This window comes from Curtobacterium sp. SGAir0471 (assembly GCF_005490985.1).
Taxonomy (GTDB): domain Bacteria; phylum Actinomycetota; class Actinomycetes; order Actinomycetales; family Microbacteriaceae; genus Curtobacterium.
In genome coordinates, this window is the sequence record NZ_CP027869.1 from 389,128 (window position 1) to 402,577 (window position 13,450).

General features: G+C 71.3%; 12 protein-coding genes. 4 read left to right on the plus strand and 8 right to left on the minus strand.

Going from position 1 to position 13,450, the window contains the following annotated elements; translation table 11 throughout:
- Window position 1 precedes the first annotated feature (1 nt).
- The 6 genes from C1N91_RS01945 to C1N91_RS01970 form a co-directional block, all read right to left on the minus strand.
- A complete protein-coding gene (locus C1N91_RS01945) occupies window positions 2-676 on the minus strand; it encodes a hypothetical protein (RefSeq protein ID WP_137766377.1) in 675 nt (224 codons plus the stop codon).
- A 76-nt stretch (window positions 677-752) separates the two neighbouring features.
- Window positions 753-1,091 carry an SdpI family protein gene (locus C1N91_RS17175; protein WP_137766378.1) on the minus strand — a complete coding sequence of 113 codons (339 nt, stop codon included), beginning with the start codon at window positions 1,089-1,091 and terminating at the stop codon, window positions 753-755.
- A gap of 333 nt (window positions 1,092-1,424) precedes the next feature.
- Window positions 1,425-4,496, minus strand: coding sequence for a glycoside hydrolase family 2 TIM barrel-domain containing protein (locus C1N91_RS01955; RefSeq protein WP_137768608.1), 3,072 nt, complete (start codon window positions 4,494-4,496; stop codon window positions 1,425-1,427).
- Window positions 4,497-4,498: 2 nt separating this feature from the next.
- Window positions 4,499-5,407 (minus strand): carbohydrate ABC transporter permease, encoded by a 909-nt coding sequence (locus C1N91_RS01960; protein WP_137768609.1) that lies wholly within the window; start codon window positions 5,405-5,407, stop codon window positions 4,499-4,501.
- Between the two features lie 23 nt (window positions 5,408-5,430).
- On the minus strand, window positions 5,431-6,552 hold the full coding sequence (locus C1N91_RS01965) for a carbohydrate ABC transporter permease (protein WP_254678301.1): 1,122 nt from the start codon (window positions 6,550-6,552) through the stop codon (window positions 5,431-5,433).
- Window positions 6,549-7,913: an extracellular solute-binding protein gene (locus C1N91_RS01970; protein WP_137766379.1), complete on the minus strand. Its 1,365-nt coding sequence runs from the start codon at window positions 7,911-7,913 to the stop codon at window positions 6,549-6,551. Before C1N91_RS01970 ends, C1N91_RS01965 begins: the two co-directional genes overlap by 4 nt.
- Before the next feature lie 256 nt (window positions 7,914-8,169).
- On the opposite strand from C1N91_RS01970, the gene C1N91_RS01975 reads away from it, so the two are divergent.
- A complete protein-coding gene (locus C1N91_RS01975) occupies window positions 8,170-8,445 on the plus strand; it encodes a hypothetical protein (protein ID WP_137766380.1) in 276 nt (91 codons plus the stop codon).
- Window positions 8,445-9,611, plus strand: a complete 1,167-nt coding sequence (locus C1N91_RS01980; RefSeq protein ID WP_137766381.1) for a baeRF2 domain-containing protein — start codon at window positions 8,445-8,447, stop codon at window positions 9,609-9,611. Before C1N91_RS01975 ends, C1N91_RS01980 begins: the two co-directional genes overlap by 1 nt.
- A 117-nt stretch (window positions 9,612-9,728) precedes the next feature.
- Here the strand turns inward: C1N91_RS01980 and C1N91_RS01985 are convergent, their stop codons facing one another.
- Entirely contained in the window at window positions 9,729-10,883 is a 1,155-nt protein-coding gene (locus C1N91_RS01985; protein WP_137766382.1) for an MFS transporter, read from the minus strand.
- A gap of 133 nt (window positions 10,884-11,016) precedes the next feature.
- Here C1N91_RS01985 and C1N91_RS01990 point away from each other — a divergent pair, with 133 nt between their 5' ends.
- The gene (locus C1N91_RS01990) at window positions 11,017-11,757 is read left to right on the plus strand and encodes a GntR family transcriptional regulator (protein ID WP_137766383.1); all 741 of its coding nucleotides are present in this window, start codon (window positions 11,017-11,019) and stop codon (window positions 11,755-11,757) included.
- A 69-nt stretch (window positions 11,758-11,826) separates the two neighbouring features.
- Here C1N91_RS01990 and C1N91_RS16555 read toward each other — a convergent pair whose 3' ends face one another.
- A complete protein-coding gene (locus C1N91_RS16555) occupies window positions 11,827-11,982 on the minus strand; it encodes a hypothetical protein (RefSeq protein ID WP_161968377.1) in 156 nt (51 codons plus the stop codon).
- A gap of 205 nt (window positions 11,983-12,187) precedes the next feature.
- Between C1N91_RS16555 and C1N91_RS01995 the strand changes: the two genes are divergently transcribed.
- Window positions 12,188-13,291: a LacI family DNA-binding transcriptional regulator gene (locus tag C1N91_RS01995; protein ID WP_175415866.1), complete on the plus strand. Its 1,104-nt coding sequence runs from the start codon at window positions 12,188-12,190 to the stop codon at window positions 13,289-13,291.
- Window positions 13,292-13,450 lie beyond the last annotated feature (159 nt).

A 13,450-nucleotide genomic window follows, 5' to 3' on the forward strand; every position in this document is an offset into this window, starting at 1 on the left:
CTTATGCGAAGAGGGCAGCGAGGCGAGCGGCAACTTCCGTCTCGCGGAGATGAGGATAGTGCTCCGCAACTTTCGACGGGTCCGCAGTCGGAAGGCCTTCGGTCGAGGTTGTCGTCATGCGCGAGTTCCACACTCCGTTGTTGGTCCAGAGGCCGTTCTGGTTGACTACGATGTTCACGTTTCCAGCGACGTTGAAGTTCACTCCGGCTATCACGGTCCCGACGGCGATCGCCAGGACGAGTGCCGCGGCGCAGACTGTCGGACCGCAGACGCGTGCAGAGTCATCTCGAGCCCCGGCCTCGATTGCTTCCGGGTAATTCGATCGGAGGGAAGAGGAGAAGGCGTCTCGGAGACCGGAGAAACCGTCGAGGACTTCGTACGGGTCGCCCGATTGCACCTTGTCGAGAGCCTCAGCAGTCTCGTAGGAGGTGTTGTGGAGGACATCGTCGACGATGTGATCGGTGAACCGCTCGTAGTTCTTCCGGTCAACGGCCGTCAAGCTGTCGGGCAGGCGCACCTCGGTATCGATCTCGTGCGCCAGCTCGCCCTGACCGAAGATGAGACCGCGCACGATCTGCTCGTCCGTGTACATCCGCGGCTGGGAAGCTGCGGCCGTGGACAAGCCCGCTGCGGCGATGGTGGCGCCGAGCGCGACCGTTGCGATGATTCTCTTCATGATGTCGTCCTGTATCAGTTGGTGAAGGGACTCGTCCGGCGTCTCGAGAGGCCGCCGCAGAGGTCGTCCTGAATGGTCAACACTCGTCGCAGCGGCGTGCCGCTCGGCTTGCGAAGACCGAGCCCGCAACGACCAACGCCAGACCCGCCGCCATCCCGATGAGGACGGCGGGGTCCGCGACAGCTCTCGTCGCAAACGCGTTCAACAAGCCACCGCCCACGAAGCAGAGCCCTGCGCCATCGAGCCACAGCCTGGCCGCACGATGGCCAGCTCGCCATGCCGCGTCCGACTTCATGACCGACTTGATGCGTATGCCGGCTGCGCCGTTGGGGCCGAGCGTGCCACGGGCGGCAAGTTCGCCCACGACTCCGATGACGACGCCGCTGAACACGAGGGCAAGACCAGACACCTGCATGTGATCAGTGAAACGTGATGTACCAGGAGAGTCAAGGGGGCGGTGGCAGATGTGTCTGAAGTCGAATGCCGCGGGAGCCTGCAACTGACCGAGCGCCGCGAGAATCTGCCACCAGGGCGCAGCCGTAGACGTCCCGCGACCTCGCGAGGGACATCGACTCCCTGGTGCAAACCCGAGCCGACCGCTCCCGTCAGCTCCTCCTGCTGGCGGGGCGCTCGCCACCGAACCACGCAACCGACATCGAACCCGGCCCAGGAGCTGGTTCGATGTCGGTTCCGTGATTCGACCCGAGCGGGCGGCCGACGCGAGCGCCGCCCGCCCCGCCCGCCCTCGCTACCCCAGCACCACGCTCCACGAGAACGCCTGCGGCCACAGCTGGTGCTCCGGCAGCACGTCGAGCCCGCACGCCCGCGACCCCAGCCCGTGCTGCGCCGCGTCGAGGTACAGGTACGCGTGCTCCGGCGTCGGCAGCTCGTACGGGTGCATCGCGCGCCCGAGCTCCTGAGCGGTCCACGGCGAGAGCGTGAAGCCCGCGCGGTGCGCCCCCACGGTCGACACCGTGAAGGAACCCACCGACAGGGCGCGCAGGGCGGGTCGGTGCCCGGTCTCCTGCGGCATCGAGTAGTCCACCGTCAGCGAGCGCACCGGTGCGCTGAACCGCCCGACCCGAGCTGCGCGCGACGAGTCCGCGTAGGACTCCGCCGGCCCGGTCCCGAACCACGAGGCATCACCGTCGAGCACCGACGCCGGCAGGTCGAACCGCACGCCGATCCGCGGCCAGGTCACGTCCCACGCCCCGAACGGCACCGCGTCGGTCTGCAGCAGCAGCCCGTCGTCGGTCAGCGTCCAGCGGTGCGTGACGTCGACGCCCCACCCGCTGTTCGCCGCCGCCACCCGGACCCGCTGCTCCAGCCCGTGCCCGGTCCGGGTCACGGACACGAGTCGGTGCGTCAGCCGGTCGAGCCCACGCTCGCGCCAGCGGACCGCGGACGCCGGGGCGTGCGGGTCGCCGACGCCCTTCGTGAGCACCGGGTCGGCCGTCTCGTAGCCGCCCTGCGAGGCGAGGCTGTCGTTGTCCGTCGGCGCACGCCACAGCTCCAGGCGCGGCCCAGCCACCTCGAGCCCCTTCCAGGACACCAGGTCGCCGCGCGCGGTGAAGGTCCCCTCGCCGAGACGGTCGCCGTCCCAGCCCTGCCGGGAGGCCCGTGGCACGTCCGCCGCGCGGCTCGCCACGAGCCGCTGCGTGCGTGCGACGACGTGGCCGGTGTCCGCCCACGCCGTCGGCCCCGCCAGTTCCGCCATCACGTCGAACCACAGCTCGTCGCCGGGCGCCAGGGAGTCGGTGTCCGCAGCGGCCGCGAGGACCTCGTCGGGCACCGGGAAGGTCGCTGACCGCCGGGCCGCGACGACCCCGGGGGTGAAGCGACCGCTCGCCTCCTCGACGCCGTTCCGCGACAGCGTCCACCGGAACCGCAGCCCCGCGGTCGAGGCCGAGTGGTACCGGTTCTCGACGAGCACGGTGGTGTCCGACACCGAGAAGCGGATCGGGGCGACGACGGCTGCGAACTCCGCCAGGCCGGGCGTCGGGGTGTCGTCGGGCAGGACGAGGCCGTCCATCACGAAGTTGCCGTCGTGCACGACCTCGCCGAAGTCACCGCCGTAGGCGTAGTAGTCCTCGCCCGTCGCGGTCTTCGCGAGCAGCCCGTGGTCCCGCCACTCCCACACGAACCCGCCGTGCAGGCGCGGGTACCGGTCGACCAGGTCCTCGTACTCCTGGATCTGCCCGGGCCCGTTGCCCATCGCGTGGACGTACTCGCAGTGCAGGAACGGCTTCGACCGCTGCCGCGCGGCCTCGGCCGGACCGCACCCGAGCAGCGGGGTCTCCGGGCCGCCGCCGATCGACTCGGTCTCCTGCAGCGTCGGGTACATCCGCGAGTACACGTCGGTGTAGGCGCCGGTGTAGTCGCCCTCGTAGTGCACGGGGCGCTCGGCGTCGCGGTCGTGCACCCACTGCGACATCGCCGCCAGGTTCCGACCGGTGCCGGACTCGTTGCCGAGCGACCACATCACGATCGACGCGTGGTTCTTGTCCCGCTCGACGGTCCGCGCGATGCGGTCGAGGTAGGCGTCGCGCCAGGCCGGGTCGTCCGAGGGGTTCCCGACCCAGTCGGTGAACAGGAATCCGTGCGTCTCGAGGTCGCACTCCAGGACCACCCAGAACCCGAGCTCGTCGGCAAGGTCGAGCACACGCGGGTGCGGCGGGTAGTGCGAGGTGCGGATCGCGTTGACGTTGTTCCGCTTCATGAGCGCCATGTCCGCGCGGGCGTGCTCCTCGTCGAAGACGCGGCCCCGCACGGGGTGGGTCTCGTGCCGGTTCACCCCGTGGAACACGACGCGCTCGCCGTTCACCAGGAAGCGGTCGCCCTCGATCGACACCGTGCGGAAGCCGAGGCGCAGCGAGACGGTCTCGCCGCCCGCACGGCCGCCGGCGTCGGTTCCGGTCGACACGGTCGCGTCGTACAGCTTCGGGACCTCGGCGCTCCACGGCTCGACGCCCTCGAGCGCGATCGGTGCGACCTCGTCTGCCGAGGCCCACGTGACGTCGACGCCGAGGTCCGGCACCCGGAAGCGCACCGGGAACGCGGCGTCGAGCGTCGGGAACGTGATCGTCCCCGTACCGGTCTCGGGTCGTCCGGACGCCGCCGTGCCCGCGGTCGCGGCCTCACCGAGCGTCGAGGTCCAGCCGGCGCGGACGAACACGTCGTCGATCGGCGCGGTCGGTCGCGCGAGCAGCGTGACGCTCCGGAAGATGCCGGGCAGCCACCACTGGTCCTGGTCCTCGAGGTACGAGGCCGCCGACCACTGGTGCACCCGGACGAGCAGTTCGTTGGTGCCGGGGCGCAGCAGGTCGGTCACGTCGAACTCGGTGGCGAGCCGCGAGCCGGTCGACCACCCGACCAGGGATCCGTTCAGCCACACCCGGAAGTGCGACTCGACACCGTCGAAGCGCAGCAGCACGCGGGCCGCGCCGTCGAAGGACGAGGGGAGCGAGAACGTGCGTCGGTGGTCGCCGGTCGGGTTCTCCTCCGGCGGGTGCGGCGGGTCGATCGGGAACGGGTACTGCAGGTTCGTGTAGCTGGGCGCACCGTGCCCGTGCAGGACCCAGTGCGACGGCACGGGGAGGCTGCCCCACTCCGCCTCCACCCCGGGGAGCGGGACGTCCGCGACCGGCGACCACCGGAAGTCCCACTCCCCGTCGAGCGACAGGGCGGGCGCGTCCGTGTGGAGCCAGGCCCTCGGCGCGAGCCGGGTGGCCGAGCCCGGCGCGGTCGAGGCGAGTGCCGCGAGCGCATCGCGCCCGTCGGGCTCGGGCGTGGACGAGGTGGAGGGGGAGTGAGCAGCGATGGTCAACCCTTGACCGATCCTTCCGTGAGGCCCCCGCGCCAGAAGCGCTGCAGGACGATGATCGCGATCACCAGCGGGATCACCGAGACGAGCACGCCGCCGGTGGTGAGCTGGTAGAACTCTGGCAGACGATCGACCTGTGCCCGCCAGTTGTTGAGTCCCAGTGTGATCGGGTAGAGCTTCTGGTCCGCCAGCATGATGAGCGGCAGGAAGAAGTTGTTCCAGATGCCGACGACCTGGAACAGGAACACGGTCACGAGTGCCGGGGTCATCTGCCGGAGCACGATCGTGTGGAAGATCCGCAGCTCGCCCGCGCCGTCGATGCGTGCCTGCTCGAGCAGTGCCGTGTCGACCGAGGCCGCCGCGTACACCCGGCACAGGAACAGCCCGAACGGCGAGACCAGGCTCGGGATGAGCACGCTCCAGTACGTGTCGGTCAGGCCCATCGTCGAGAAGAGCAGGAACAGCGGCAGCGCGGTCGCGGTCCCCGGCACGAGCACGCCGCCGAGGATCGTGCCGAACACGAGCTGCCGCCCGCGGAACTCGTACTTCGCGAGCGCGTACCCGCCGGCGGCGGCGAAGTAGGTCGCGAGGACCGCGCCGACGCCCGAGTACAGGATGCTGTTCGCGATCCATCGGACGAAGATGCCGCCGTCGTACGAGAACACCTGCTGGATGTTGCTGAACAGCGCGAACTCGCCGCCGAACCAGAACCCGTTCGTCGCGAACAGGGCACCGGTGGTCTTCGTCGCCGCGATGACGACCCAGTACAGCGGCACGAGGAAGTAGACCGCGACGATGACCAGGATGGCGGTCACGACGATCTGCGAGCGCGGGGAGCGGTCGAGCTTCCGGCGCTGGTGCGCCGTGATCGACGTGGTGTCGACGGGCTCGGCGGCCCGCTTGGTCACCGGCGCCTCGATGGCTTCACTGGTCATGCTTCCGCCCCCTTCGTTCCGTTCTGCTGGCTGCTGCCGGTCTGGAGGCGCGGTGCGGCTCCGTTGGTCGTGCTGCGGTTCGCGACGCCGGTGGCGGGTCGCGACCCGGTGGCGGACGTGCCGCGCGTCTGGAGCGCACGCCGCGCCTCCAGGCCGTCGCGCTTGGCCCGCCTCTTCTGGTCGCGCTCGTTCTTCGGCGCGCGGTTCGTCAGCGCGAGGAACGCGAACGACAGGATGAACGCGGCCAGCGCGATGATCACGGCCTGCGCGCTCGCGACGCCGTACTCGTTGAACGCGAAGGCGTTCGTGTACGCGGCGTAGTTCGGCGTGTACTCGGTGTCGATGGCGGGCGCGACCGTCGACAGGATCTGCGGCTCGGCGAAGAGCTGCAGCGTGCCGATGATCGAGAAGACCGTCGTGAGCACCAGGGCCGGCGCGATGAGCGGGATCTGGATCCGCCACGCGACCTGGAAGGCGTTCGCGCCGTCCATCTTCGCGGCCTCGTAGACCTCGCCCGGGATCGACTTGAGCTGCGCCACGATGATGAGCATGTTGTAGCCCGTGTAGGTCCACGTGACGATGTTCGCGATCGACCACAGCACGCTGTTCGCGCCGAGGAAGTCCGGCTGCAGCCCCATCGACTGCAGCAGCGACACGATGGGGGACAGGCCGGGCACGTAGAGGAACGACCACAGGATCGTCGCGATGACGCCGGGGACGCCGTACGGCATGAAGTAGACCGCGCGGAAGAAGGCGGGCCAGCGGGCGCTCGCCGACTCGAGCAGCAGCGCGAGGATCGTGCAGAGGACGATCATCACCGGCACCTGCACGATGCCGAACAGGAGCATGCGCCAGATCGAGCCGACGAAGCCGGCGTCGTTCAGGGCGGTGACGTAGTTGTCGAAGCCGGCGAAGCGGCCGGTGACACCGTCCTCGCCGAACAGGCCCTCGCGGTCGACGGTCGTGAAGCTCTGGAAGAGCGCACTGATGATCGGGATGATGAACGTCAGGACGAACAGGGCGAGGAACGGGGCGAGGAGGATCCACGGGGCGCGCTTCTGGGCGCTCGTGGCCTTCGTGCTCGTGCGGAAGCCGGATCCGGGCTGGGTGGCGGTCATCGTGCGGTCCTGACGCTGAGGCCCTTGTCCTTGAAGGACTGGACGATCTCCTGCTGGGCGAGCTCGACGGCGTCGGTGAGCTTCAGCCCACCGGTGAGCTTGCGGCGGAACTGGTTCTGCAGGCTGGTGAAGGCCGACTGGGTCACGGGTGACCACGACCACTCCAGGTTCTGCTCCTTGGCCGAGGGGGCGAAGACCTCCTCGTTGTAGTCCTGCCCGGAGAACCACTCGGACGGCTGCTGCCGCGCAGCGCCGATGTAGTCCTTGGCCGGCGACCACCCGATGCCGCAGTACTTGATCATCGCGTCGACGCCCTCCTTCGAGGTGGTCATCCACGTGATGAACTCGAGCGCCTCCTTCGGGTGCTTCGCGTTCGCCAGCACGGCGGCGGTCGAACCGCCGATCGAGCTCGAGCCGTAGCCGGTGTCGCCCCACGTCTGCATCGGCGCGACCTTCCACTTGCCCTCGCCGCCCTGCACGGACTGGATGAGGGCGTCACCCCAGCTCGCGCTCGTGACGGCGGCGATCTTGCCGCTCGCTGCGGCCGCGTACCAGCCGGGGGAGTACGCCCCGGCGCTGGTGTCGACGAGCTCGTCGTCGATCACCCCGTCGAAGAACTCGGCGACCATCATGGTCTTGTCGTCGGTCATGTCGACGACCCACGCGTCGCCGTCCGTCCGGAACCAACGCGCGCCGGCCTGCTGCGCGTACGCGGCGAAGGGCGAGGCGTCGGCGACGGGGAACACCTCGAGGTAGTTCCCGGTGCCCGTCCCGCGCACCTTGTCGGCCAGGTCGCGCCACTCGTCCCACGTCGTCGGGGGCTGGCCGCCGGCCTGCTCGAGGATCGCGGTCTGGTAGTAGAAGCCCATCGGGCCGGTGTCCTGCGGGATGCCGTAGACGCCGTCGACGAACTCGACCTGCGACCACGCTGCCTCGTCGTACTTCGACTGCACGTCCTTCGCGCCGTACCGGGCGAGGTCGACCAGGCCGTTCGCGAGCATGAACTCCGGGATCTGCCGGAACTCGACCTGCCCGATGTCCGGACCGCCGCCGGCCGCGAGCGCGGAGTACATCTTCTGGTACCCGCCCGAGTTGCCGCCGGGGATCCAGTTCGCGGTGACCTGGATGCGGGGGTTCTTCGCGTTCCAGACGTCGCAGACCTTCTGCAGGTCCTTCAGCCACGCCCAGTAGGTGATCTGGACCGTCTCGCCACCGGCGGCCGCGGGGACCAGCGGAGCCTTGTTGACGTTCGTGGACCCCGGCACGGCGCACCCGGCGAGCAACCCCGCCGCAGCTGTTCCGAGTCCGAGTCCGAGCAGGTTCCGTCGCGACAGGACGGTTCTCGATGGGATGGGTGTCATCACGGCTCCGGTTCGTCGTTGAGCGGGGTCGGAGCCAGCAAAGCACGAAACCGAGTGATGCTGTGCATTCACGAAGTCTTCACGGCGGGTCGTGACCGGATCGTGGCCGGGCTCCGGAGCGACGGCTGGCTGCGTGTTCGCTCCGACCTCCGAACGCGGTCAGTGCCGAGCGCGCACCGTGGCCAGCACGCAGAACACCGAAGCCGCAGGCGGCCCGACAGCGTCGTCGGCGGCACTGACGCACGAGGGGCAGACGATGACCGATCGCGGGAACAGCACGCACGGACCCGAGCTCGACGACCAGCTCGCGCACGAGGCGCAGAGCATCGTCCAGGGGCACGGCAGCAACGCGCACGTCGAGGAGTTCCGGCAGGCCGAACCGGTCCCCGACGACACCGACGACGCCGAGACGGTCACCGCCTCCGGCTACGACGGCGAGGGTGAGGGTTCCCTGCTGGACGACGGGTCCGCCGTCGACGAGGGCTCCGATGCCGTCTTCACGACCGAGACCGACGAGGAGGGCGAGCGCTGATGGCCCAGACCACCCGGGAGACCAGTGCCCTGCAGCCCGAGGTCGCGCAGGCGCTCCAGACGCCGGGCACCTGGACGTGGGCGTACGTCGACGCGTCCGGCAACCGCGAGGACCCCCGGCGCATCGCCGCGCTCCAGCGCCGGACCGTGTCCGACGCGCTCTCCGGGCAGGGGTGCTCCGAGCGTGCCGCGCAGATCATCGAGGAGGAGCTCGTCGAGCAGCCGGGTGTCCCCGCCCCGGTCGCCCGCTACGTGCTCGTCCGCGACGACGAACTCGTGCTGAGCGAGGTCCTGCCCGGGCACCTGCACGGACAGGAGTCGATCGGCACCGGCGCCGTCCCCGACCTGCTGCCCCTGCTCGCGCACCGGCCGTTCGACCTGCCGTTCCTGGTCGTCACCGTCGGACGCGAGGGCGGCGGGTTCCGCAGCTACCGGCTCGGGCACGCGCCCACCGGCGCCGCCGAGGACGAACAGCGCGTGCAGGGCCGCACCGACACCCTGCACAAGGCGAAGTCCGGCGCCGGGTGGAAGCAGCCGCACTGGCACCAGCACGCCGAGGAGATCTGGAAGCAGACCGCCGGTGAGGTCGCCGCTGCGATCGAGGAGACCGTCCGCGCGACCTCGCCCCGCCTGATCGTGCTCGCCGGGGACGTCCGCGCCCGCGAGCTCCTGCGCGGGGAGCTCTCCACGTCGACCCGTGCACTGGTGACCGAGGTCGCCGTCGACCCGCGTGCCGACGACGCGTCCGAGAAGGCGCTCGTGCAGCACGTGGACCTCGCGCTCGCCCGGGTCCTGGCATCGCGGCGGCACGACGTGCAGGACCTCCTCCGCACGCACGAGGGTCGTGGGGACAACGAGAGCGTCAGCGGACTCGGGTCCGTCGTGTCCGCGCTGCAGCAGGCGCGGGCCGCGGTCGTCGCGCTCGACGCCGGTGCCCTCGGCAACCGGACGCTGTACGCGCTCGACGCCGCGCCGTGGGTCGCCACCGCCCCCGAGCAGGCGGCCGGTGCGACGGTGCTCGGGCAGGTGCCGGCGGTGTGCGCGCTCGTGCGGGCGATCGTCCTGACCGACGCCGAACTCGTGCTCGTGAACGCCGCGTCGCTGCCGAGCGGTGCCCCCGCGTCCGCGCTCCTGCGCTGGCCCGTCGGCCCCGCGGTCCCCGCCTGACCCTTCCGCGGGACGCAACGTCGGCGACTCCTCGCAGCGGTACAGCTCTACGAGGAGTCGCCGACGTTGCGTCTTGCGGTCCAGCCCTGCGCCCTCGCTTCCGAGGCTCGCCGGGCGTCAGTCGTGGGAGACGTCGGCGCGCGGGACGACCGGCAGCGCGAGCAAGGGCAGCGCGGCCACGATCGCGAACGACGCCGCGAAGCCGAGCACCCCGACGAGCGCGCCGACTCCGGGGCCGACGGCGCTCGCCGCGAGGAACTGCCCCGTGTTCTGCGCACCGAGCGCCCGCCCGGACCACGACGGCCCCGCTGCCTCGGCCACCGACGTGTAGGCGAGCCCGTTGTCCGCCACGGTCACGCTCGTGGCGACGACGAGGAACACCGCTGCGGGTGCCCAGTGCGACACGTCGACGAGCGCGAGTACCCCCATCACCGCGGCCGCCGCCACGGCGACGATCCGGAGCGGCCCCACCCGGGATCCCGCGCGGTCGCTCCACGCGCCGACGAGGATCCGGCCCACGGCCCCGACGAACTGCGAGGCCCCGACCAGCAGTCCCGCCGCCGGTGTCGACCAGCCGAGCCCCACGAGCCAGACCAGGCCGTACGTCGAGAGCGTGAACTGCGGCACGACGAGCAGCACCGACACCAGGTGGACCCGCCACAGGAAGCCCGACGCCCGGTACGGGTTCGCGGAGGTGCCCGGGGTCGACGTCGTCGCCGCCCCACGCACCGGTCGCGGCGGATCGACGATGCCGATCGCGCAGAGGACGGTGAGCACCGCGCACAGCACGAACGGCAGCACGAGGGCCGTCCGGACACCGTGCGTCTCGGTGAGCAGCGGCACCGTCACGGCGGCGAGCGTCACCCCGAGCGGTTGCGACATCTGCCGGATGCCCATGGCGAGGCCGCGCCGCTCCTTCGGGAACCACCCGACGACGACCCGTCCACTCGCCGCGTTCGTCGACGCGCTCGTCATCCCGGCGGCCAGGAACGCGAGCCCGAGCAGCAGCGGGTCACCGGCCATGACCCACGCGGCCACGACGGTGAGCGTGGTCAGCGCGAGTCCGCCGGCGATGACGACGCGCTCACCGACACGGTCGGTCACCGCGCCCCACGCGATCAGGGTGAGGACGAGGCCGATCGTCGGCGCGGCGGCGAACAAGCCCGCCGACGCGAAGGGCATCCCCTGCGCCAACAGGTGGGGGATGAGCAGCGCCGGTGCGGAGACCACGAGGGTCCCGGCGGCCTGTGCGGCGACGCCGAGCGCGAGCATCGTCCACGCCCTCCCAGGGACGACGGCCGGAGCTGCGGTGGAGGTCTGCGCGGGCACGGCGTTCCGATCGGGAGTGGTTGGTGTACCAGGACGGTATACCAACACCCGTCGATCTGCACTACGCTGGTCCGCCGTGACCGAGACGACCGAGACCGCCGCGCCCGTGTCGCAGACGAGCCAGCTCTACGACAACCTCCGCGCGGCGATCCTCACCCTCGACATCGCCCCAGGCGAGCGCATCTCCGAGCGCGGGCTCGAGGGGCGCTTCCACGCGTCGCGAACCCCCGTGCGCGCAGCGTTGTCGCGGCTCGAGCGCGAGGGGCTCATCCTCCACGAGGGGCGGACGTGGACGGTCACGCCGATCGACCTCGACGAGATCGCCTCCCTCGCGGAGCTCCGCGGCGTGCTCGAACCCGCCGCGGCGCGTCTCGCCGTCGAGCGTGCCTCGGCCGAGCAGCTCGACGAGGTCCGTGCGCACCTCGACCAGCTGCGCAGCACGCCCGACCGTGAGGCCGGGATCCGCATGGGCTCGACCTTCCACCTGGACCTGGCGGCGCTCGGCGGCAACCGCTTCGTCACCGACGCCATCGCCGACGCGCTCACCCGGCTCGAACGGACACGGTGGATCGAGGTCCGCACCGCCGAGGCCCGCGAAGCCGCGTGGGAGGAGCACAGCGCCATCCTCGACGCCGTGCGCTCCGGCGAGGCCGACCGGGCCGCGGAACTGCTCGCAGCACACGTCGCCGGGACGAACGACCGCCTGCTCGCGTTCATCGCACAGGAGCGGCGGCGCCTGCGCGGGGCGGGCATGGCGATCGTCGGGAGTCCGGAGCTGCTCGGCGACGCCGAGCCGACCGCGACCCAGTCGCACTGACGAGGCCGCACCGACCCGGCCGCACCGGCCGGACCGACGAGGCGGACTCGACCGGTGCCTCCCGGCCGGTCAGGCCCTGGTCGTGGGTTCCTCGGATCCGTCGATGTCCTGGGTGGCCCATGCCGCCCCGTGCTCGGTGTGGTCGAGGAGCGCGTCACGCACCTCGGCCTCGTCGGTGGTGAGTCGGATGGCGTGCTTGCTGCCGGACCGCGTCTGCTGGGACATCGAGAGTTCCTCCTGTGTGTGTGGGCACCGTCGTGGTGCGCTTCCTCACGGGACGTTCTGAGGTCGCAACAGTCTGCGCCCGCCTGTCCGGCGAACGCAAGGGTCTCCGCTGGCCTGTGGAGAAGTCGCAGGCACCCTCGTGCCTAGGATGGTCCGGCCGCGCTCCGGTACCGCGGCCGGGTGGACGTCGGACGGGAGGCACGGCATGGGCGCGCAGCGCACCGCACCTCCCACGGTCTACGACGTCGCGTCCGAGGCCGGCGTCTCCATCGCCACCGTCTCCCGCGTGCTCCGCACGCCGGACGCGGTCCGCGAGGGCACCCGCGACCGGGTGCAGGCGGCGATCCGGACCCTCGGCTACGTGCCGTCCGGCAATGCCAGGGCCCTGGCCGGCAAGCGGACCGGCGTGGTCGGTCTGCTGCTGCCCGGGTTCGACGTCGTGCCGGACGAGCGACCCGACCTCGTGACCGACGGCGGCGTCCGCGTGGTCGACGACCGCCGGCACGTCACCCAGCCGTTCTCGTCGAACCTGTACTTCGACGAGGTCCTGCGCGGCGCGGAGACCGAGGCGTGGCAGCGGGGGCTCGCGCTCATGGTGGCGGCCGGACGAGGGTCCTCGCGCGACGTCATCGTGAACGACGTCGCCGGTCGCGTCGACGGCCTCGCGGTGCTCGCGCAGACGGTGCCCGACGACCTGCTCGAGCACGTCGCCCGACGCATCCCGGTCGTGGTGCTCGCGGACGACCGGCGCTCGCACGGCTTCGACTCGGTGAGCGTGGACAACGCCGCGGGCATGCGGACGCTCGCCTCGCACGTGATCGGTCGACTCGGGATCCGGTCGCTGGCCTACCTGGCGGGGCCGATCGACTCGCCGGACGACATGGAACGGTCGACGGGCTTCCGGCAGGCGCTCGCCGACCACGACCTGGCGGTGTCGGACGTGCGGGTCGTGCACGGCGACTTCGGGAGGGCCCGCGCTCGCGAGCTCGCATCGGTGCTGTTCGACGGCGGGGACGTGCCCCGCGGGGTGATCTGCTCGAACGACCAGTCCGCGCTGGGCGTGCTCGACGCGGCGGGAGCGCGGGGACTGCGGGTCCCCGAGGACGTCGTGGTCACCGGGTTCGACGGCATCGACGCCGGGCGCTTCTCGGCGCCGCCCCTGACGACGGTGCACCAGCCGATGGGGGAGCTCGGACGCGCTGCCGTCCGGGCGATCGTCGACCGGTTCGAGCGGCGCGAGGGGCCTCCACGGGCCGTGCGACTGCCGGTCGAGGTGCTGCTGCGCGAGAGCTGCCCGCCGGCGCTGTAGGTGGGTGACCAGCTGCCGGGTGCCGGTCGCTGGCCCGTCCCTGGTTCAGGTCGCGCGACATGCTGCCGGTCGCCGCTGCGGTCGCACGACTCGCCGTCCGTGCGGCGATCGGGCGGCGTGTCGTGCGACCGGAACACTCGCGGGCGGCGTCGGGCCGTG